Source organism: Sorangiineae bacterium MSr11954, assembly GCA_037157815.1.
Lineage (GTDB): Bacteria > Myxococcota_A > Polyangia > Polyangiales > Polyangiaceae > Pendulispora > Pendulispora albinea.
The window spans coordinates 4,096,096-4,117,621 of sequence record CP089984.1; the positions used below are offsets into that span (position 1 = coordinate 4,096,096).

Sequence of the window (21,526 nt, forward strand, 5' to 3'; positions counted from 1 at the left end):
GGCGAGAGCGTTCGAAAGATTCGGGGCGGCATCCGTCCCGTCACCAACCGGGGCCGGGGGCCGCTCGTTTCCAGCCTTGTCTCATTGGAGAAAATCATGGCCGAAGGTCTCAATAAGGTGCTCTTGCTCGGAAATTTGGGGGCGGATCCCGAGCTCCGCGTCACGCCAGGCGGCCAGGCGATCCTCAAGCTTCGTTTGGCGACGACCGAGACATACCTCGATCGGAACAACGCGCGCCAAGAACGAACCGAGTGGCACCAGGTCACCGTCTGGGGCAAACGCGGCGAGGCGCTTGCAAAAATTCTCACCAAGGGCTCCAGCATCTTCATCGAGGGGGGCCTGCGCACCAGCAGCTACGAAAAAGACGGCGAAAAGCGCTACCGCACCGAAATCGTCGCCAACAACGTGATCCTGGCCGGCGGCCGCCGCGGCGGCGGTGACCAACCCTTTGAGGGCGGCGGCGCCCCGCGCGCCGAGCGCTCCTACGGCAACCGCGCCAGCGGTGGCGGCGGTGGCGGCGGCGAGCCGCCCTGGGGTGGCGGTGGTGGTGGCGGCGGCGGCGGCGGCGGGCGCTCCCGGGAGCCCGCGCCCCCCGCGCAGGAGCCCGACGACTACGGCAGCGGCTTCGGCGGCGGCGACGACGACATTCCGTTTTGAAGGACGCCCGCGCGGGCCGGAGGCGCCCCTGGCTTCGAGACAGTTGCAAGTGTCAACACTCGAGGCTAGGTTGCGCCTCCCTTCTTATTGGCGTGAGCTCGCCACCGGGCTGGCCCCGGATTTCGGAAGGGATTTGGAGCCGTTATGAAAGAAGGCATTCATCCGAACTACCCCGCTTCGCGCGTCACCTGCGCGTGCGGCAACACCTTCGTCACCCGCTCGACGCGTGGCGACTTTCAGGTCGACGTCTGCTCGAACTGCCACCCCTTCTACACCGGGACGCAGAAGCTGATCGACACCGCCGGCCGCGTGGACCGCTTCCGGAAGCGCTACGAAAACAAGGGCAAAAAGGCGGAAGCCCCCGCCGCCGCCCCCTCGCCGACCCCCAAGGCCGAGGCCTGAGGACAAAGCGGAGGACAACCAGGTCCGAGGGAGCGCGACGCCGCCCGAGACCGTATAGTGTTCCACTATGACGGAAGTCCGCTCCAACGACGTTGCCATGCGCGCATCATCCCAGCCGGCTCAACCGCAGCAGTCGAAGCACGCGCTCGAAAGCGCCCGCCCATACATCGGCGGGCAAGCCGTGCTCGAAGGGGTCATGATGCGCGCCCCGCGATCGTTCTCGATCGTGGTGCGCCGCCGGGATGGTTCGCTCCTCGTGCGCGAGCGCGGGGTGCCGGACGAGCGGCAAGGGATCCGTCGTTGGCCGCTGGTGCGCGGCGTCAGCTCCCTGGTGGAGTCGCTCCGGCTCGGTAGCGAGTCGCTTCGGTTCTCCGTCGAGCAGATGGAAAAGGACTTGAACGCCGAGGAGGAGCAAGCCTCCAAGACCGCCGCGGCACCGCACGGCCTCTCGGCGCTTTCGGCGTTCGGTCTCTCGCTGTTTTCACTTTTGAGCGCCGACGATGGCCAAGGGGTCATCTCCGGGGGCGCCGGCAAAGAAGGCGACAAAAAAGGCGGTCGCGGGGCGATGGGCGTCATGCTCGTGTTCGCCATCGCGTTTCTGATCGCGCTGCCGCAGGCGGCCGCGGCCGGCATCAACCGGATCTTCAACCTGGGGCTCGAGGTGCAGTCACCGATGTTTCAGGTGATCACCGGCGCGCTCAAGCTCTCCGTGGTCGTGGGCTACATGCTCCTCATTCGCCGCGTGCCCGACATCCGGCGCGTGTTTCAGTACCACGGCGCCGAGCACAAGACGATCAGCACCTACGAGGCGGGCGAAGAGCTCGTCGTCGCCAACGCCCGGCGCAAGACCACCTTGCACCCGCGGTGTGGGACCACGTTCTTGGTCATGGTCGCGCTCGTCTCCATCTTGGTCTTCACGGCGGTGGGCGGGCTTCTCCCGCGCATCCACACGGGCAGCGCCATCGCCGACAACGTGCTCTTCTTCCTCGAGAAGCTGCCGTTCTTGCCGCTGATCGCGGCGGTCACCTTCGAGATCCAGCGCGTCTTCGCCCGCTACTGCACGACGGGCCCCCTGCGCGCGCTCCTCTGGCCCGGCTTCCTCGTGCAGAAGATCACCACCATCGAGCCGGAGGACGACCAGCTCGAGGTGGCGCTCGCCTCGCTCAAAGCGACCCTTTTCCGCGAACATGGCGAAGTCCCCGAGGTCGCGGACGATGTGTCGTTCGCGAACTACGAGGCGCTCCTGCGCGCGCCGCACCTGCGAACATGATCCCGACGGACAAGCTCGAACAGCTGTCGCGGCGTTACCGCGAACTCGACGATTTGATGTGCCAGCAGGACGTCCTGTCCGACCGGCAAAAGCTCGCCAAGCTCACCAAGGAGCGCGCCGACATCGAGCCCGTGGTGGGGCAATTCAAGCGCTACCGCGACGTCGAGAAGAGCATCCGCGAGAACGAAGAGGCCCTGGCCGATCCCGAGCTCCGTCCGCTGGCCGAGCAGGAGATGCCGCTCCTCCAAGACGAGAAGCAGGAGCTCGAACGGAGCATCAAGCTGCTCCTCCTGCCCGCCGACCCGAACGACAAGAAGAACACCATCGTCGAGATTCGAAGCGGCGAGGGCGGCGAAGAGGCCGCGCTGTTCGCAGCGGATCTTTTCCGCATGTACGGCCGCTACGCCGAGACCCAGGGATGGACCTTGGAGTTCATGTCGCTCAGCGAGGCGGCCGCCGGTGGCTACAAAGAGGCCATCGTGCTGGTCAGCGGCAAGGACGTGTATTCGCAGCTGCGTTTCGAGGGGGGCGTGCACCGCGTGCAGCGTGTGCCGGCCACCGAGACGCAGGGCCGCATCCACACGTCGACGGCCACGGTGGCCGTGCTCCCGGAGGCCGACGACGTCGAAATTCAAATCGACGAGAAGGATCTGGAAATCAGTATTGCCGCGAGCGGCGGGCCGGGTGGCCAGGGGGTGAATACCACCAACAGCGCCGTCCAGATTCAACACAAGCCGACCGGTATCATCGTCAAATGCCAGGACGAGCGCTCGCAGCTGAAAAATAAAGCCAAGGCGATGAAGGTCCTCAAGAGCCGCCTGCTCGATATCGAGCGCGAAAAGCAAGAGGCGGCGGTCTCGGCCGAGCGGCGCGGGATGGTGGGGACCGGCGAGCGAAGCCAGAAGATTCGGACGTACAATTATCCGCAGAATCGGGTGACGGATCACCGCATCCGCCTGACATTGAACAAGCTCGACCGCATCGTCGAAGGCGATTTGTCCGAGCTCATCACCGCCCTGCGCAACGAGCGCCAGGCGGCGCTCCTCCAAGAGGCGAGCGGAGAGCCGCGTCGCCCCGACGATCGAGGCGGCGATGAGTCAGACGAGCGGTGAGCGGTCCGCGAGCATCATCGACCGCGAAGCGCTGACCGTCGGCATGGCGGTCGTCCCAGGCCTGTACTCGCGCAACAAGATGTTTCTCTTGTTCACCGATCCGGATGTGCGCCTCGCGCGCAGCCGTTCGGCGACCCTCCGTGGCGTGGTCCGGCAACTGTCCGGCGCCAGTGGCACCCCCAGCCGGGTCGAGATCGTGCGCGGCGGCGGAAGCGGGCGCACGTGCGTACTGCGCTATCGAATCCCCAGCATGAAGCTCGATCGCCGTCTCGAGCTGAGCGAGACCGAGATCGCGTGCGTGGTCTACCTCGCCGGCCGCGCCGGGCACGCTTCGCTTCACGCCAGCGAGCGCGATCGTGCGCTGATCGACGCAGCGCTAGCGCGGTTGTCGCTCGGGCTGCGGCTTCGTGGTCTGGAAGAATAGTCCGCCGAATCTCCGGCCGGATGCTCCGATGTCCGAACGTGCTCCGCCGATGCGTCCGGATAAAAAAAGTATTCGATTCAAGTGATTGGTCGCCCATTATCCGACATTCACTTTTCTCGAGATACTTCAGGGTATTTGCGCGCAGATAAAAAAACGACCGAACGCGTCAAAATCGATAACGGAACGCGAGTGAATGTGCCATCACTAGATAAGAGGCCTTCTGCTCGCGTGTAGCGTTGGTCGCACGCTGTTTGGGTTGGCGTTTCGTTTGCGTTTCGATGGGTTTTTGAGGGGGCGTCGAAATAAATAATGCATCGAAATCACGATTCAGGAACCGCAGTTGCCTGATTGATTGGCCGTCAGGGAACTTCTCATAGCTGCGCTTGTTCCTCACGCTGCAGCATCGACTACGGGGAGGGGAGAAAGAAGTCACTCACATGCTTGCCGCCAAGGCAGTCGTGGGACTCAGTCCGTTCGAGAGTCCCGATGTGACACTAGTTGCTGCGCTTGCGCGGGCTTCCGCGCTGGGCGTGCTCGATTTGGGCCACGACGAAAAGGTCGCGCGCGACGCGCTCGATCTTCTCGTGCGGAGACGCGTAGGCGTTTTCGGCGTGCGCTTGCCGGAACATTCCAGCCCGAACATGTTGGGCTTGAATTTGCCGGTCGAAGCGCGGGTCGTCGTCCTACCTGCGTCGATGCTCGAGATCGCGTCGGCCTGGCCGAGTCGTGCGCTGCTCGTGCAGGTGCGGACCGTCGAGGAAGCTCGCGCCGCCGCTGCTGCGGGCGCCCACGGGCTGATCGTCAAAGGCCACGAGTCGGGTGGCATCGTTGGAGAGGAGACGTCGTTCATCCTACTTCAGCGCGTACTCGCGGAAACCGCATTACCCGTTTGGGTACAAGGCGGTATTGGTCTGCATACCGCGCCGGCGTGCATCGCAGCAGGTGCGCGCGGCGTCGTGCTCGATTCGCAGCTGGCGCTGCTCGACGATGCGGAGACCTCCGGCGAGCTCCGTCGTGCGCTCTCGGCCTTCGACGGCAGCGAGACCATCGTCGCGGGCGGATATCGGCTTTATGCGCGGCCCAATGCGCGCGCGCCGGAGCCCGAGGACGGCCCCGCCCAGATTGCCAAGAAGCTCGGCGCGGGCGATCCCTCGAAGCACCTCGTCACCCTGGGGCAAGACGCGGCCTTCGCCGCCCCGTTCGCAAAGCGCTTTGGCACGGTGGAGCGCCTCGTGCGCGCGCTGCATACCTCGTTCGAGGGGCATGTACGCCAGGCCCGCGCCCAAACGCCGCTGGCGCGCTTTTCGTCCTTTGCCGAGACCTACGGAACACGCTTTCCCATCGCCCAAGGGCCGATGACCCGCGTGAGCGATCGCGCGGAGTTCGCGGAGCACGTGGCGCGCGGGGGCGGTCTGCCGTTCTTGGCGCTGTCGCTCATGCGCGGCGCCGAGGCGCGCAAGTTGGTCCTCGAGACCAAGGAGCGCCTCGGTGACATGCCGTGGGGTGTGGGCATCCTCGGCTTCTTGCCGCCCGATGTGCGCGAAGAGCAGCTGGCGCTCCTCACGGAGGTGAAGCCGCCGGTGGTGCTCATCGCGGGGGGCCGCCCGTCGCAGGCCAAGCCGCTCGAGCAGGTGGGCATCAAGACGTTCCTGCACGTCCCCTCGCCGGGGCTGCTGGATCTCTTCATCAAAGAAGGCGCCCGCCGCTTCGTCTTCGAAGGTCGCGAGTGCGGCGGCCATGTGGGACCGCGTTCCAGCTTCGTCTTGTGGGAGACCGCCGTCGAGCGCCTGCTCGCGTGCGAGCGCTTGAACGAGGTGAGCGTGCTCTTTGCCGGCGGCATTCACGATGCCTGCTCGGCCAAGATGGTCGCCACCCTGGCCGCTCCCCTGGCCGCGCGCGGTGCCAAGGTCGGTGTGCTCATGGGCACGGCGTACCTGTTCACCCAGGAGGCCGTGCAAGGCGGCGCCATCGGCGAAGTCTTTCAACAGGCCGCCATCGCGTGCGATCGCACCGTGCTGCTCGAGACCGCACCGGGCCACGCCACACGGTGCGCCGAGAGCGACTATGTGACCATGTTCGAGGCCGAGCGCCAAAGGCTCACGGCCGAGGGCAACGACGCGCAGGCCACGTGGGCGGCGCTGGAAAATCTCAACGTGGGCCGCCTGCGGCTCGCGTCCAAGGGGCTCGTGCGCCAGGGCGACGCGATCGTCGAGGTCAGCTCGAAGGATCAAGCGCGCGAGGGCATGTTCATGATCGGCCAGGTGGCGACCTTGAGGAGCGCCCGCTGCACGATCGAAGAGCTGCACAGCGATGTGTGCGATCGCTCGACCAAGGAGCTCGCCGACATCCTGCTCCCCGATCCGCTGCCCTCGCGGGGGCGGGTGGACGTGGCCATCGTCGGCATGGCGTGCATCCTCCCCGATGCGCCCGATCTGGCGACCTTCTGGACCAATGTGGTCACCGGCAAGAACGCCGTGCGCGAGGTGTCGCCCGAGCGCTGGAACCCCGAGCTGTACTTCGATCCCGAGGGCACGGGTGAGAAGACGCCGTCGAAGTGGGGTGGCTTCATCCCCGACATCGTCTTCGACCCCGGCGCGTACGGCATCCCGCCGCGATCCTTGGCGGCCATCGATCCGGTGCAGATCCTCGCGCTCGAGGTCGCCCGCCGCGCCCTCGAGGACGCGGGGCTCTCGGGCGCCCAGGCGCGCTGGTTCGATCGCGAGCGCGCCAGCGTGGTGTTCGGCACCGAGTCGGGCAACGATCTGTCGAGCGCCTACGGCTTCCGCGCCAGCTACCCGCAGTACCTGGGCGAGATGCCCAAGGAGCTCGACGCGAGCCTCCCCAAGCTGACCGAGGACTCGTTCCCCGGTGTGCTCTCCAATGTGATCTCCGGGCGCATCGCCAACCGCCTGGACTTGCGCGGCTCGAACTACACGGTCGACGCGGCGTGCGCCTCGTCGCTGGCGGCGCTCGACGTGGCGTGCAAGGAGCTCGCGGGCGGCACCAGCGATCTGGTCATCGCAGGCGGCGCGGATTTGCACAACGGCATCCAGGACTACCTGATGTTCGCCAGCGTGCACGCGCTCTCCAAGACCGGCCAATGCCGGCCCTTCGATGGCGCGGCGGATGGAATCGCGCTCGGTGAAGGCGTGGCGGCCCTGGTGCTCAAGCGCCTCTCCGACGCGGAGCGCGACGGCGACAAGATCTACGCCGTCATCAAGGGCGTGGGCAGCTCCAGCGACGGCAAGAGCCTCGGTCTCACGGCGCCGCGCAAGGAAGGGCAGCTTCGCGCCTTGGAGCGCGCCTATGCCCGCGCGGGCATGTCGCCCACGCGCGTCGGCTTGGTGGAGGCGCACGGCACCGGCACGGTGGTGGGCGATCGCACCGAGCTGGCGGCGCTCTCGGAGATGTTCACGGCGGCGGGATCGCCGGCCGGGCGCTGCACCTTGGGGTCGGTCAAATCGCAGATCGGCCACACCAAGTGCACCGCGGGCATGGCGGGGCTCATCAAGGCGGCCTTGTCCATCTACCACGGCGTCTTGCCGCCCACGAAGAACATCACCTCGCCCAACCCAGGCTACGACGCCGAGAGCAGCCCCTTCGTGCTGCGCGAGGCGGCGGCGCCTTGGTCGGACGACGAGCTGGTGGCCGGGGTGAGCGCGTTCGGCTTCGGCGGAACGAACTTCCACACCGTGCTCTCCTCCGACGGCGCGACCCTGCCGCCGGCCACGGCGCTCACCGAGTGGCCCTCGGAGCTGTTCGTGCTGCGCGGCGAGGGCGCGGACGACGTCGCGCGCTTGGTCGACGCGCTCGATGCCATCGCGCAGACCGACGTGCCGCCCAAGCTGCGCGATCTCGCGCTGTCGGCGGCCCGCGAAAATGCCGGCCAGCCCGTGAAGTGCGCGCTGGTGGCGGCGTCCATGGCCGACTTGCGCGACAAGCTCGCGGCCGTGCGCGAGGGGCGCTCCGTCGAGGGCGTGTTCACGGCCATCGCCGGCGCGGCCCACGCGACGGACGGCAAGGTGGCGTTCCTCTTTCCGGGGCAGGGGAGCCAGCGCCCGGGGATGCTCGCCGACCTGTTCGTCACGTTCCCGCAGATCCGCGATCTGCTCGAGCTGGGTCGCTCCTACGAGGACAAGCTGTTCCCGGGCGGAGCGTACAAGCCGGAGACGCGCAAGGCGCAGCAGCAGGCCATCACGGACACGCGGGTGGCGCAGCCGGCGCTGGGCATCGCGGATCTGGCGATGGCGCGGCTGCTCGAGCGGGTGGGGGTCAAGCCGGCCATGACGGCGGGGCACAGCTACGGCGAGCTGGTGGCGCTGGCCGCCGCCGGCGCGTTCTCGGCCGATACCTTGCTCGCGCTCTCGGAGGCGCGCGCGCAGTCCATCCTGGGCGCGACCGGCGACGAGCCGGGCACCATGGCGGCCGTGCGCGGCTCGGTGGCCAAGGTCCGCGAGGTCCTGGGCGACGTGGCCGATCCCGTGGTCGCGAACCACAACGCGCCGGACCAAGCCGTCATCGCCGGGAGCAAAGCGGCGGTGGAGGCGGCGTGCGAGCGCCTCGCGGCGGCGGGTCTCTCGGCCCGTCCCATCCCGGTGGCGTGCGCGTTCCACAGCCCGATCGTGGCCGGCGCCGCGGAGGCCTTCGCCGAGCACCTGGCGATGGTCGACATCGAGGAGCCGAACATCCCCGTGTTCGCGAACGCCACCGCGCAGCCGTACGCACCGACGGCGGAGGACGTTCGCGAGACCTTGGCGGCGCAGATCGGTCTCCCGGTCCGCTTCGTCGAGGAGATCGAGGCCATGTACGCCGCGGGGGCGCGCGTGTTCGTCGAGGCCGGCCCGGGCAATGTGCTCACCGATCTGGTCGGGCGCATCTTGCGCGATCGCCCGCACCTGGCCATCGCCTGCGATCGCTCGGGCACGCACGGCGTGACCGCGCTCCTCACCGCGCTCGGCCGCCTGGTGGCCGCCGGTGTCGACGTCGACCTCGCGCCGCTCTTCCAGGACCGCGCGAGCGCCGTGAAGCTTTCCGATCTTTCATCCTTTGCCGCGCCGCCCACGGCGTGGCTCGTCGACGGCGGGCGCGCGCGTCCGCTCCGCGGGGAGCTCCCCGAATTTGCCATGCGCCCGCTCGCGGCGCCGCTTGGTCTCACCGACATCACCGCCGTCTCCGGCGAATCACGAACTTTCGAAGGTGCACCGATGAGCATGAAGGAAGACGAATCGCAATCCGTGGTCCGCGAATACTTGCGAGCGATGCGCGAGCTCGTCGACGCGCAACGCGAGGTCATGCTGCGCTTCCTAGGCTCCCCGGCGCAGAGCGAGGCGCGCGCGCCGGTTCGGTACGAGTCCCAGCCGCCGCGGCATGCGCAAGCTCCGCAAGCGCCCAAGAGCGCGCCCTCGGTCCACGGTTCGAATGGCGCTTCCTCCAATGGCGTTCATGCGAACGGCGCGTACGCAAATGGTTCGAATGGCACGCACGCCAACGGCGCTTATACCAATGGCGCGCATACGAATGGCGCGCATACGAACGGGGCGCATACGAATGGCGCGCATACCAACGGCGCCCACGCGAACGGCTCGAACGGCGTTCATGTGAACGGCCACGCCGTGAACGGCTCGAACGGCGCCGCCAAGGCGCCCGCGCGAAAGTCGGCCTTCGAGGTGCTCGTCGCCACCGTGAGCGAGCGCACCGGCTACCCGGCCGACATGCTCGACGCCGATCTCGATCTGGAGGCCGATCTGGGCATCGACTCCATCAAGCGCATCGAAATCCTCGGCGAGATGCGGGAGAAGCTCGGGATCCACGGCAGCGCCGACGCCGGCGACGCCTTGGTCGAGCGCCTGGCCTCGGCCAAGACCCTCCGCACCATCGCCAAGCTCCTCGAGCCCGACGGAGGCGATCTCGCGGCAGCACCCGCCGCGGCGCCCGTTGCAGTTGCGGCGCCCGCGCCGGTCGCTCCGCCCACGTCGACCGTCCCGCCGGCATCCGCGGCCGCACCTGCGTCGACGAACGCCATGCCGCCGCCGCCGATGGATTTGCCGGCGCCCGACCCCAAGGTGATCCCGACGGCGCCGCCGCCGACGATCCGCGCGGGCGGCGTGCCCTCCAAGGGCGAAGAGGCGCCGGCGCGCGAGAGCTCGCCGCCGCCCTCCAGCGTCAAACGCTATGTCATGGAGCTGGCCACCGTGCCGCCGCCCTCGCTCTCGGGGGGCCTCAAGTTGTCCGGCAAGCGGTTTGCCATCACCGCCGATGCGGTGGGGGTCGCACCGAAGCTGGTCGAGCGGCTCGAGGCCAACGGCGCCGAGGCGCGCATCGTTGCACCGGGCGACGAGATGGGCGAGGTCGATGGCCTGCTCCACCTCGCGTCGCTCGGCGATGGCTCGCCCGAGACCTTGCGGCGGCTCTTCGTCCGCTCCAAGGAGGCGACGCGCACCCACCTGCAGTGGGTCCTCGCGGCCACCGGCCACGGCGGGCGCTTCGGGCACCACGCGCACGTCAAGAGCTCGAGCTTCACCGCCACCGGCGTGTCGGGCTTCCTCAAGAGCCTCGCCAAAGAGTGCCCCGCGACCCGCGTCCGCGCGATCGACCTCGATCCGCGCGAGGACAACGCGCGGCTGGCCGAGCACATCTTCGACGAGATCCTCGCCGACGACGATCACATCGAGGTGGGCTACACCGCCGGCGAGCGCAAGACCGTGGTGGTCGCCGCGCGCCCGTCGTCGCAGAACCTGCAGGAGCCGCTGGAGATCGACGAGGACACCGTGGTCCTCTTCACCGGCGGGGCGCGCGGCATCACCGCGCAGATCGCGCTGGCCATGGCCCGCAGGTTCAAGTGCAAGATCGAGCTCGTCGGCCGCTCCTCCCTCTTGCCGGAGGACCAAGACGACGCCGAGCTTCGCACGGCCACCGATCTCGCGTCGCTGCGGCGGCTGGTGATCGGGCGCATGAACGGCGCCGGACCCACCAACCCGCAAGCCATCGACGCGCACTGCCGCGAGATCCTCGCCGACCGTGAGATCCGCGCCACCTTGGCCGCCATTCGCGAGGCCGGCTCGCCGGTCGACTACCACGCCATCGACGTGCGCGACGAAGCCGCGTTCCAGGCGCTCATCGATCGGCTGCGCGCCCGCTACGGCCGCATCGACGGTGTGGTGCACGGCGCGGGCACCATCGAGGACAAGCTTCTGCGCGACAAGACGCAGGAGTCGTTCGCGCGCGTCTTCTCCACCAAGGTGAACGGCGCCCGCATCCTGGCGCGCAAGCTCGCCGCGGAGCTCCGGTTCTTCGTCCTGTTCTCCAGCGTGTCGGGCGCCTTTGGCAACCGCGGGCAGATCGATTATGCGGCGGCCAACGACGCGCTCGACAAGCTGGCGCACCACCTCCACGCCACCGTGCGCGGGCGCGTCCTCTCGATCAACTGGGGACCGTGGCGCGGCGCGGGCATGGTGAAGCCGGAGCTCGAGCGCGAGTACGAACGACGCGGGATCGCCCTGATCGATCCGGAGGCCGGCGTGGAGCGTTTCTTCGAGGAGCTGCTCGAGGGGACGGAGCCGCAGGTCATTCTCACCGCCGCGCCGGCCGAGGTCCTGGCGTGAGCGGACGATGAGCGAACGACAAGAGCCGGTGGCCATCGTCGGGATGGCGTGCCTGTTTCCTGGCGCTCCCGATCTCGACACCTACTACCGAAACCTGCGCGAGGGCAGAGACGCGATCACCGCGGTGTCGCCCTCGCGCATCGACCCGGTCTTCTTCGACCGGAACGTGCGCGCCTCCGATCGTTTCTATTGCCAGCGGGGCGGCTTCATCGACGACCTCGCCCGCTTCGACGCGGCCGGCTTCGGCGTGATGCCGCTCGCCGCGCGCGGCGCCGAGCCGGACCAGCTCTTGGCCCTGGAGGTCGCCGCGCAGGCGCTGGGCGACGCCGGCTACCGCGATCGCCCGTTCGCGCGCGACCGCACGGCCGTCATCGTGGGGCGCGGGGGCTACGCGGGCGCGGGCCGCACGCGCCTCGAGCAGCACGTGCGCGCGGCCGAGCAAATCGTCACCACCCTGCGCGCGCTCCTGCCCGATCTGGACGAGACGACCTTGGCGCGCGTCAAGGCGGAGTTTCAGTCGCAGGTGGGCGCGGCGGGCGAGGGGGCGGCCATCGGGCTGGTGCCGAACCTGGCGGCGTCGCGCATCGCGCACCGGCTCGATCTGCACGGGCCGGCCTTCACGGTCGACGCGGCTTGCGCGAGCGCGCTGGTGGCCGTGGACCAAGGGTGCACGGAGCTGCGCAGCCGGCGCTGCGACGTGGTGATGGCCGGCGGCGTGCACCTTTGCCAGGACGAGGCGTTCTGGAGCGTGTTCTGCCAGCTGGGCGCGCTCAGCCCCACCGAGACGATCCGCCCGTTCGACCGCCGCGCCGATGGGCTGCTCATCGGCGAGGGCATCGGCATGTTCATCCTCAAGCGCCTCGAGGACGCCGAGCGCGCCGACGACCGCATCTACGCCGTCGTGCGCGGCTGTGGGACCTCGAGCGATGGGCGCGGGGCCACCTTGCTGAGCCCCTCCGTCGAGGGCCAAGTGCTGGCGCTCGAGCGCGCGTGGCGCGAGGCGGACCTCGATCCGGCGAGCGTGGGCTTGCTCGAGGCGCACGGCACCGGCACCCCGGCCGGCGACGCCGCCGAGCTCACCACCTTGGCGCGCGTCTTCGGCCGCGCCGAGGGCAGCGCGCCGCGCGCCGTCGCGGGCTCCGTCAAGTCGATGATCGGCCACGCCATGCCGGCCGCCGGCGCCGCGGGCCTCATCAAGGCGGCCCTCGCCGTCTACCACGGCGAGCTGCTCCCCTCGTTGCACTGCGATGAGCCGAGCAAGCTGCTCGACGCCACCCGCTTCCGCGTCCTTCCCCGCACCGAGCCGTGGGAATCCCCCGTCCCCCGCCGCGCCGGCATCAACGCCTTTGGCTTCGGCGGTATCAACGCGCACGTCGTCATCGAACAACACGCCGCCCGCCGCCGCGTCACCGGCGCGCTCGGTTCGACGAGCGCCATCCACCCGGCCCGCGGCGTCAGCCCCGTCCCCCCTCGGGGGAGCGCTGGGGCGGGGGAGCCAAACAAAGCCGACACGGATCGCGTCGCCCTCTTCTCCGCCGCCGCCCTGCCCGAGCTCCTCGACGATCTCGCCAACGCCCGCGAGCGCACCCGCGGCGGCCCTGCCCGCATCGCCATCTTCGACCCCACGCCCGAGCGCATCGAACGCGCCCGTACCATCGCATCCCGCGGAAAACCCTGGCGCGGCCGCGACGGCATCTTCTTCGCGCCCGAGGGCCTGCTCTCCGCCGGCGGGACCCTCGCGTTCCTCTTCCCCGGGGTCGACGCCTCCTTCGAACCGCGCGTGGACGATCTCGCCGAATACTTCGACGTGCCGCTGCCGCCTCATATGCGCCCGCAGAACCTCTACGAGACGGGCGTCGGCATCATCGGCGTCAACCGGCTCCTCGATGGAACCTTGCGCCGGCTCGGCATCGTCCCCAAGGACGTCGCGGGTCATAGCATCGGCGAGTGGAGCGGCATGATCGCCACCGGCATCACCCCCGAGGGCGCCGTCGACGCCTTCGTCGCCAACCTCGGGCCGGACAAGCTCAAGGTCCCCGGGGTCGTCTTCGCCGCCGCGGGCTGCAGCATGGAGCGCGCGGAGGCGGCCATGGCCGGCTTGCAGGAGATCGCGCTCTCGCACGACAACTGCCCGCACCAAGTCATCTTCTGCGGCCGCGAGGAGTCCGTCGATGTGGCGCTCGCCCGCTTGAAGGAAGACAGCGTCCTTTGCCAGAAGCTCCCGTTTCAATCGGGCTTTCACTCCCCGCTCTTCGCCGATTACCTGGGACCGCACCGCGAGCACCTGGAGCTGCTCGCCATCGGATCGCCCAAGGCGCCGCTCTGGTCGGCCACCACGTGTGCGCCGTATCCGAAGGCACCCGACGACATTCGCGCGCTCGCGCTGGAGCACCTGGTCGCGCCCGTTCGCTTTCGCCAATTGATCTCGGCGCTCCACGCGCAAGGGACCCGCGTGTTCGTGCAGGTGGGGACCGGGAGCCTCGTGGGCTTCGTGGAGGATACGCTGCGCGGGCAGCCGCACCTCGCCATCGCGTCCAACGTGAAGGATCGCAGCGGGCTGTCGCAGCTGCGGAGGGTCTTGGCTTCGCTCTTCGTGGAGGGCGCCGACATTGGGCTCGCCTACCGCGGGCAGAAGCTCCTGCCGGAGGAGCCGGCGCTGACGCTTCCGCCGCCTTCGAAGGAGGGGGCGTCCGTGCGGCCGCCGGCGCCGCGTACGGTGCCGATGGCGCTGGCGTTGGGGGTGCCGTTGGTTCGGAAGATGGCGCCGTTGGAGCGATCCTCGGCGCACACCCCGACCCCAAGCCTCCCCCGGGGGCTGGACGCCGCAGGCACGGCTCCCACGGGGCTGGACGCGCGTGTCGCGCCGATGGCGCCGCCGGCGCCGGCAGCGGGAACGATGGGGCGCCGGCCGAGTCACGACACCCTTCCGGAGGGGCATCCGTTGGCGGCCGAGTTCGCGGAGAACTTGAGCGCCATGGTGGATGCGCAGCGCGAGATCCTGACCTTGCTGGCGACGCCCGCGGCGCGGCCGCGCCAGGTCGATTTGGTGCGGACGCTCTCGATCGAGACCATGCCGTCGCTGATCGATCATGCGTTCTACCGGCAACCCAAGGGATGGTCGGTGCTCTCCGACCTGCACCCCGTGGTGCCCATGACGACCCTGGTCGATCTCATGATCGAGCACGCCGAGCACACGGTGCCCGGCCGGGCCGCCGTGGCCCTGGAGGACGTGCGCGCCTACCGCTGGCTCGCCATTTCCAAGCCCGTGGAGCTCCCGATTCAATGCCGCTACGACGGCAAGGACCGGGTTCACGTGCGCCTGGGCGACTACAGCGAGGCCACCGTCATCCTCGCCGATCGCTACGAGCCCGCGCCGCCCGATGACACGGCGCCGCTCGCGGGCGCGGCGCCGGCGCCCATCGATGCCCGAACGCTCTACGACGATCGCTGGATGTTCCACGGCCCGCAGTTTCAAGGGGTCGTCGACGTCGGCATCATGGGCGAGGGCGGCATCCGCGGCGTGCTGGAGGTGGGCGAAGCGCGCGGCGCCTTCCTCGACAACGCGGGCCAGCTCTTTGGCTACTGGGTGATGGCCCGCTACGAGACCAACCGCCTGGCCATGCCCGTGCGCATCGGCAAGGTGAACCTGTACGGCCCGCACCCGCCGCCGGGCGAACGGTTCTCGTGCACGGTTCGCATTCGGTCCATCGATGACAAGAGCGTCGTCGCCGATCTCACCTTGGGTCGCGGCGGCCGCGCGTGGGCCGTCATCGAGTCCTGGGAGGACCGCCGCTTCGACAGCGATCCGCGCTTCTGGAACATGCTCATCTGGCCCGAGAAGAGCTACCTCGGCGCGCTGCAGCCGGAGGGCTTCGTCCTCTTCGAGGATCCCTACCGCGCCGCGCCCACCCGCGACCAAATGGCCCGCCGCATCTTGGGCGAGGCCGAGCGCGCGGACTACGAGCGCCAGGGGCCGCGCAAACAGCGCGCGTGGCTCACGGGCCGTGCTGCCGCCAAAGACGCCGTGCGCGAGCTCCTCGGCCGCCTCGGGCACGGGCCGCTCTTCCCGGTGGAGGTGACCCTTTCGAACGAGCCCTCGGGCCGCCCGATCGTGCACACCCGAACACCGCACGACATTCGTGTGTCGATCGCACACAAAGACGACACCGCGGTGGCCATTGCACGAATAGGGGTCGACGTCGGCATCGATATCGAGCGCATCGAGCCGCGCTCCGAATCGTTCGCGGAGCTCTCGTTCACCGCCGAGGAGCTGCGCCTCGTCGCGGACGAGCCGCGCGAGATCGGCTGGACCCGGCTCTGGGCTGCCAAAGAGGCGGTCGCCAAAGCGCGCGGCACCGGCCTCGAAGGCGCGCCCCTCCGATTTCCCGTTCGCGATCGCGTCGGCGAGCGCCTGCTCGTCGGCGGCGATAACCCCAGCAGCACGGATCGAACGGGCCTATGGGTCGACACGAAACGCCACGGCAATTTCATCATTGGGTGGACCGTCCATGAACGAACGAAATGAGCTGCACCAGGGGAGCGAAGCAAACCCGATAACCTACGAGAACGTCCTCGCGGACGTCGGCAGCATGATCCGCGGCGTGATCGGCGAGGACTGGGCGGAGGAGATCCCCATCGAGATGGAGACCTCGTTCTCCAAGGACCTCGAGCTGGAGAGCATCGAGTTCGTGGCGCTCGCCGAGCAGCTCAAGGCGAGGTTTGGCAAGGGGGTCGATTTTGCAGGCTGGCTCGGCTCGATGGAGCTCGAGCAGATCCTCCAACTGCGGGTGGGCCAACTCGTGGAGTTCATCGTCCGATGCAACTCAGAACCGGCGACGGCGTAAGCCTCCACGTTCAAGAGCTTGGAGAGCTGGGCGAGCTGGGCGAGCTGGGAGCGCACGGCAGCGGCCCGCCCGTGGTCATGCTCCACGGCTTGTTCGGCAACCTGGCCACCTGGTACTTCACCACCGGCGCCGAGCTCGCGCCCAAACACCGGATCATCACCTACGATCTGCGCGGCCACGGGCGCAGCGATCGCGTCCTCCATGGATACGATGTCGGTACCATGGAGCAGGATCTCGAGGCGGTGGTCGATCGTCTGATCCCGCGCGAGCCCCTCACGCCCGTGATCGTGGTCGGCCACAGCTACGGCGGCGTGATCGCGCTCGCCTTCGCGCTCCAGAACCCGCACCGCACGCACAAGCTGGTGCTGGTCGACGTGCCGCTGCCCCCGCTCGACACGGGCGAGCTCTGGTCGCGCTTCACCAAGGTCGCCGATCCCGATCCGGCGGCGACCCTCGCCACCTTGCCCGCCGCCGTGCGCGACGCCATCACCTCGGGCGGCCGCCGCGCCGCGCGCTTCCTCGAGACGGTGCGCTTTCTGGCCGTCGAGAGCTCTCTCCGCGACGATCTGGCGCGCGCCGAAATGTCGGACGCCACCTTGGCCACCCTCGCGTGCCCGGTGCTGGCGGTCTACGGCGATGCCTCGAGCTGCCGGCCCTCGGGCCAGAGGCTCGCGCGCCTCGCGAAAGATGTACAATACATCGAAATCCCGGGGGGCCATGATCTGCCGCAAGAGGCTCCTCTTGCGCTCACCCACGAGCTCGTGAGGTTCATCGATGGCTGAGACCTTCGTGCGCGGCGTCAAGCTGCATTTTCAACGGGTCGGGGTGGAGGGCGCCCCGACCAAGGTCGTCTTTTTGCATGGCTTGGTGATGGACAACTTGTCGAGTTGGTACTTCACGGTGGCCAACGCCGTCGCGGCCTTCGCCGACGTCGTCCTCTACGATCTGCGCGGCCACGGCATGAGCGATCGCCCCGCGAGCGGCTACACCGCCGACGACATGGTGCTCGATCTCTGCGGCGTCCTCGACGCCACCGTGGGCGACGCCCCCGTGATCCTGGTGGGCAACAGCTACGGCGCCTTTCTCGCCGTGCAGTTTGCGCTTCGCCACCCGGCGCGGGTCGCGGGCCTCGTCTTGGTGGACGGGCACCTGGGCGACGAGGACTTCGGCGAGCGCATGGCCGGAACGCTGTCCCTTCGGGGCGAGGAGGCCGACCGCGCCATCGCCAGCTCGTTCCAGAATTGGCTCGGACGCCACAGCGCGCGCAAGGCCACGCGCTTGGCCGCGCTGGCCCGTGCCCTGGTGGGCGACACGTCCCTCGTGCGCGATCTCCGCGCCACCCCGCCGCTCGCCGCCGAGGACTTCGCCCGCATCACGGCGCCGGCGCTGGCCCTCTACGGCGAGCGCTCCGACTTGATCGAGCGCAGCGCCAAGCTGGTCGGGCGCATGCCCCGCTGCACCATCCACGTCTTTGCAGGGTGCACGCATTCGATCCTATGGGAGGCCACCAACGAGGTGCGCGGCCACATCGTCGACTTCTGCCGCGTCGCCGGCCACGCGGAGGTACAGCCATGAGCCGCGTCCTCTTCATCGTGCCGCCGCTCACGGGCCACGTGAACCCGACGGTGTCGGTGGCGCGCGCCCTCCTCGCGCGCGGCCACCAGGTGGCGTGGGCGGCGCACGCGCGCTACGTGGGGCACCTGCTCCCCGAGGGCGCCGAGATCGTCGCCCTCGACGATGCGCGCTTCGACGATGCCTGGCAGAGCCTGCGCGAGCGCTCCAAGGCCGTTCGCGGCTTCGAGAGCTTGCAATTTCTCTGGCAAGAGGTGCTCGTCCCGCTGGCGCAGGCCATGCTGCCCGGGGTCACCGAGGCCATCGCCCGGTTCCGTCCCGACGTGCTGGCCGTCGATCAGCAGGCCCTCGCGGGGGCGCTCGCGGCCCGTCGCTCCGGGCTCCCTTGGGCCACGCTCTCCACCACCTCGGCCAGCGTGGTGGATCCGCTCGAGGGGCTCCCCAAGGTCAAACAATGGGTCGACGATAAAATGGCGGACCTCGAGCGCGGAGCAGGGCTCACCCCGGTGGTCTCCCCCGATCTCTCCCCGCACCGCGTGATCGTCTTCTCCACCCTGGAGCTGATTGGCAACGAGCGCGCATGGCCCGAGCACTACCGCTTCGTGGGCCCCTCGATCCAAGACCGCCCCGATCCTACGCCGTTCCCATGGGAGTCGCTCGCGCCCGGACCGCGCGTCTTCGTCTCGCTGGGCACCGTCAGCACCGAGGTGGGCGCTCGCTTCTATCAAAACCTGGTCGAGGGACTGGGCGACATCGGGGCGCAAATCGTCCTGGCGGCGCCGCCGGCGCTGGTCCCCGATCCGCCGGCCCCGTTTCTGGTGCGCGAGCGGGTACCGCAGCTGTTGCTGCTGCCGAAGATGAGCGCCGTGGTCTGCCACGCGGGGCACAACACGGTGTGCGAGTCGCTCGCCCATGGCTTGCCGCTGGTGGTCGCGCCCATTCGCGACGATCAGCCGGTGGTCGCGCACCAAGTGGTGCAGGCCGGGGCAGGGGTTCGCGTGCGCTACGGGCGCATGTCGCCCAAGAGCCTGCGCGACGCGGTGCTCACCGTGCTGCACGATTCAACCTACCGGCGCGCGGCCGAGCGCGTTCGGGATTCGTTTCGAGCCGCGGGCGGCGCCGTCGCTGCGGCCGATGCACTGGAGGGACTCGTTTGATCGCTGGAGCCATCATCGGCGGCGCGCTGGTCGCGCTCGGACTACTCGACGCCATCGGTAAGCGCGGACGCGCCAAGGCCATTCCGGTCCTCGAACCCTCGAACGCCGACGTTTCGGACGAGCATGTCTTCATCGTCCGTCCCGGGGTCGTTCTGGACGAGCCGACCCGAAGAGCCGCCAGCGCGCACGCCCGCGCCAACGGTCTCTTGGTGCTCGATCTGGTGCCGCCGGAGATCTCCTCCTGGCGCGTTCAATTTCTGCTGACCCTCGCGAACCCCATCAAATACCGGAGCGAGCGCATCGCCAACGGCGCCAGCGCCTGCGACGCTTTGTTGGTGGAGCGCGAGACCCTGGCGCGCGCGATCCACGAGCACCGCGCCTTGGGGCAGCCCGCGAGCGCGGTCGCCTTTGCCAAGCTGGCGCAGACATTGAAATACTACGCCTCGACCGAGATGGACTTCGCCGTGGCCCCCGGTCTCGCGTCGCCGGGCATCCCGCTTCGCGAGCGCCGGCGTCTGCTTCGCATGGCCTTTGGCAACTACGTCGGCCCGGTGATCGGCGTTCACAACCTGTTCATCGCGCTGGCCATCGCGCTCGCGCCGGCGTGGGGGCTTGCGGCGCTGGCCGTTCGCCACCTCGAGATCCTGCTGTCCACCTTGGGGACCGCGCTCGCCCCGCGCGATCGCCTGCTGCACGTGCTCGGCCGCACCCCGATCGATCTCGGGAGCACCTTTGGCCCGCTCGCCGACGGTCCCGAGGGCCCCACGGACACCGAAGGTCTGCGGCGCACCTACGCGTCGCTCCTCGCGAACGGCACCACTCCATTCTTCGAGCCCGAGCGCGAAGATTGCCCCATTTGCGCGGCGCGCGGGCTCACCAAGATCCTCGAGATGGGCGACCGCTACCAAGGCAAGCCGGGGCGCTTTGCGCTCTCGCGCTGCGAGGCGTGCGGCCACGTCTTTCAAAACCCACGCCTCTCGATCGAGGGCCTCAATTTCTACTACCGGGACTTCTACGACGGCCAGGGGGAGGAGGCGCTCGCCGGTCTCTTTGCCTCGAACCCCGCGGTCTACCGCGCGCGGGCCCGCATGGTCGCCGAGATCACCACGCCGCACCGCTGGCTCGACGTGGGCGCGGGGCACGGTCATTTCTGCAGCATCGCACGCGATTTGCTGCCCGACACCCATTTCGACGGGCTCGATCTAGCCGCCAGCATCGAAGACGCGGAGCGCCGTCGCTGGGTGGAGCATGGCATCCGAGGCCTCTTTCCCGAGGTCGCGCCCACGCTCGTGGGCCGGGGGGAGCCCTACGATGTCATCAGCATGAGCCACTACCTCGAGCACACCACCGATCCGCGCGCGGAGATCGCGGCGGCGGCGAAGGTGCTCCCCGAGGGGGGCTTCTTCTTCATCGAGGTTCCCGATCCCGATTGCCGCCTGGCATACCTTCTCGGTCGCCAATGGATGCAGTGGTTCCAGCCGCAACACTTGCATTTCCTGAGCGCCGCAAACCTGGAGCGCCTTCTGCGCGAGCACGGCTTCGAGCCCGTGGCATGGCACCGCGGCGAGGCGCATCAGCCCATCGACTTCACCTTCTCCATGTATCTCCTCTTCGCCGATCTGGCCCCTCTCATCGACGGCCCTTGGCGTCCTGCCTCCCAGGGCACCTTTCGCAAGACCCTCTGCGCCGTGCTCCGCGCCGTTTCACTCCCGTTCTTCCTCGTTGCGACCCTACTCGATCACGCGGTCGCGCCGCTGGTTCGTCGGCTGGGCTGGTCGAACACGTATCGGGTTGTCGCGCGGCGGGTGCCGATGGGATGGGCGAAGGGCGAAGATTGATTTCGCGTGGCGCCCCTGCTCGGTGATGCTGTGGCGCCGCGGGTTCGTCGGCTGGGGGTGATCGAACACCGAATCGGGTCGTTGCGCGGCGTGTGCCGATGGGATGGGCGAAGGTTGATTTCGCGAGGCGCCCCTGCTCGGTGATGCGGTGGCGCCGCGGGTTCGCCCCTGGGGTGGTCGAACACGAATCGGGTTGTCGCGCGGCGTGTGCCGATGGGATGGGCGAAGGTTGAAAATTGATTTCGCGTGGCGCCCCCGCTCGGTGATGCGGTCGTGCCGCGGGTTCGCCCCTGGGGTGGTCGAATACGTATCGGGTCGTCGCGCGGCGTGTGCCGATGGGATGGGCGAAGGGCGAAGATTGATTTCGCGTGGCGCCCCCGCTCGGTGGTGCGGTCGTGCCGCGGGTTCGCCCCTGGGGGTGGTCGAACACGAATCGGGTTGTCGCGCGGCGTGTGCCGATGCGATGGGCGAAGGTTGACCTCGGAGAATCGTAAATTTGAAGCGGTGAATGTTCGCGAAGGGGCCTCGGTGATGGCCATCAAGGACCAGGGGGGCGATCATGCACCATACATGGAATGTCGGGCTCGCCGGCTCGTGGCTCGTGCTGGCAGGGCTGATGGGTTGCGACGGGGGAAACACCGCCGGGCCG

12 protein-coding genes are annotated in these 21,526 nt (G+C 68.9%); all 12 read left to right on the top strand.

The window, feature by feature from the left end; genetic code table 11:
* Positions 1 to 96 precede the first annotated feature (96 nt).
* Entirely contained in the window at positions 97 to 657 is a 561-nt protein-coding gene (gene ssb / locus LZC94_16175) for a single-stranded DNA-binding protein (GenBank protein ID WXB18761.1), read from the top strand.
* Positions 658 to 801: 144 nt separating this feature from the next.
* Positions 802 to 1,059, top strand: a complete 258-nt coding sequence (gene rpmE, locus LZC94_16180) for a 50S ribosomal protein L31 (GenBank protein ID WXB18762.1) — start codon at positions 802 to 804, stop codon at positions 1,057 to 1,059.
* A gap of 67 nt (positions 1,060 to 1,126) precedes the next feature.
* Positions 1,127 to 2,329 carry a DUF1385 domain-containing protein gene (locus LZC94_16185; GenBank protein WXB18763.1) on the top strand — a complete coding sequence of 401 codons (1,203 nt, stop codon included), beginning with the start codon at positions 1,127 to 1,129 and terminating at the stop codon, positions 2,327 to 2,329.
* Positions 2,326 to 3,441 (top strand): peptide chain release factor 1, encoded by a 1,116-nt coding sequence (gene prfA / locus LZC94_16190; protein ID WXB18764.1) that lies wholly within the window; start codon positions 2,326 to 2,328, stop codon positions 3,439 to 3,441. The genes LZC94_16185 and prfA overlap by 4 nt, the downstream gene beginning before the upstream one ends.
* A complete protein-coding gene (locus tag LZC94_16195; GenBank protein WXB18765.1) occupies positions 3,422 to 3,865 on the top strand; it encodes a hypothetical protein in 444 nt (147 codons plus the stop codon). Before prfA ends, LZC94_16195 begins: the two co-directional genes overlap by 20 nt.
* 488 nt (positions 3,866 to 4,353) lie before the next feature.
* Complete coding sequence (locus LZC94_16200; protein ID WXB18766.1) at positions 4,354 to 11,466, top strand: SDR family NAD(P)-dependent oxidoreductase; 7,113 nt, start codon at positions 4,354 to 4,356, stop codon at positions 11,464 to 11,466.
* 7 nt (positions 11,467 to 11,473) lie between these two features.
* Entirely contained in the window at positions 11,474 to 15,991 is a 4,518-nt protein-coding gene (locus tag LZC94_16205) for a polyketide synthase dehydratase domain-containing protein (protein ID WXB18767.1), read from the top strand.
* Positions 15,975 to 16,310 carry a hypothetical protein gene (locus LZC94_16210; protein WXB18768.1) on the top strand — a complete coding sequence of 112 codons (336 nt, stop codon included), beginning with the start codon at positions 15,975 to 15,977 and terminating at the stop codon, positions 16,308 to 16,310. The genes LZC94_16205 and LZC94_16210 overlap by 17 nt, the downstream gene beginning before the upstream one ends.
* Entirely contained in the window at positions 16,283 to 17,092 is an 810-nt protein-coding gene (locus LZC94_16215) for an alpha/beta hydrolase (GenBank protein ID WXB18769.1), read from the top strand. Before LZC94_16210 ends, LZC94_16215 begins: the two co-directional genes overlap by 28 nt.
* The gene (locus LZC94_16220) at positions 17,085 to 17,885 is read left to right on the top strand and encodes an alpha/beta hydrolase (GenBank protein ID WXB18770.1); all 801 of its coding nucleotides are present in this window, start codon (positions 17,085 to 17,087) and stop codon (positions 17,883 to 17,885) included. Before LZC94_16215 ends, LZC94_16220 begins: the two co-directional genes overlap by 8 nt.
* Entirely contained in the window at positions 17,882 to 19,039 is a 1,158-nt protein-coding gene (locus LZC94_16225; GenBank protein WXB18771.1) for a hypothetical protein, read from the top strand. Before LZC94_16220 ends, LZC94_16225 begins: the two co-directional genes overlap by 4 nt.
* The gene (locus LZC94_16230; protein WXB18772.1) at positions 19,036 to 20,877 is read left to right on the top strand and encodes a class I SAM-dependent methyltransferase; all 1,842 of its coding nucleotides are present in this window, start codon (positions 19,036 to 19,038) and stop codon (positions 20,875 to 20,877) included. The genes LZC94_16225 and LZC94_16230 overlap by 4 nt, the downstream gene beginning before the upstream one ends.
* Positions 20,878 to 21,526: the final 649 nt, after the last annotated feature.

Coding starts and splice junctions, on each gene's coding strand:
- ssb (WXB18761.1), top strand. CDS start 97: ATGGCCGAAGGTCTCAATAAGGTGCTCTTGCTCGGAAATTTGGGGGCG.
- rpmE (WXB18762.1), top strand. CDS start 802: ATGAAAGAAGGCATTCATCCGAACTACCCCGCTTCGCGCGTCACCTGC.
- LZC94_16185 (WXB18763.1), top strand. CDS start 1,127: ATGACGGAAGTCCGCTCCAACGACGTTGCCATGCGCGCATCATCCCAG.
- prfA (WXB18764.1), top strand. CDS start 2,326: ATGATCCCGACGGACAAGCTCGAACAGCTGTCGCGGCGTTACCGCGAA.
- LZC94_16195 (WXB18765.1), top strand. CDS start 3,422: ATGAGTCAGACGAGCGGTGAGCGGTCCGCGAGCATCATCGACCGCGAA.
- LZC94_16205 (WXB18767.1), top strand. CDS start 11,474: ATGAGCGAACGACAAGAGCCGGTGGCCATCGTCGGGATGGCGTGCCTG.
- LZC94_16210 (WXB18768.1), top strand. CDS start 15,975: ATGAACGAACGAAATGAGCTGCACCAGGGGAGCGAAGCAAACCCGATA.
- LZC94_16215 (WXB18769.1), top strand. CDS start 16,283: ATGCAACTCAGAACCGGCGACGGCGTAAGCCTCCACGTTCAAGAGCTT.
- LZC94_16220 (WXB18770.1), top strand. CDS start 17,085: ATGGCTGAGACCTTCGTGCGCGGCGTCAAGCTGCATTTTCAACGGGTC.
- LZC94_16225 (WXB18771.1), top strand. CDS start 17,882: ATGAGCCGCGTCCTCTTCATCGTGCCGCCGCTCACGGGCCACGTGAAC.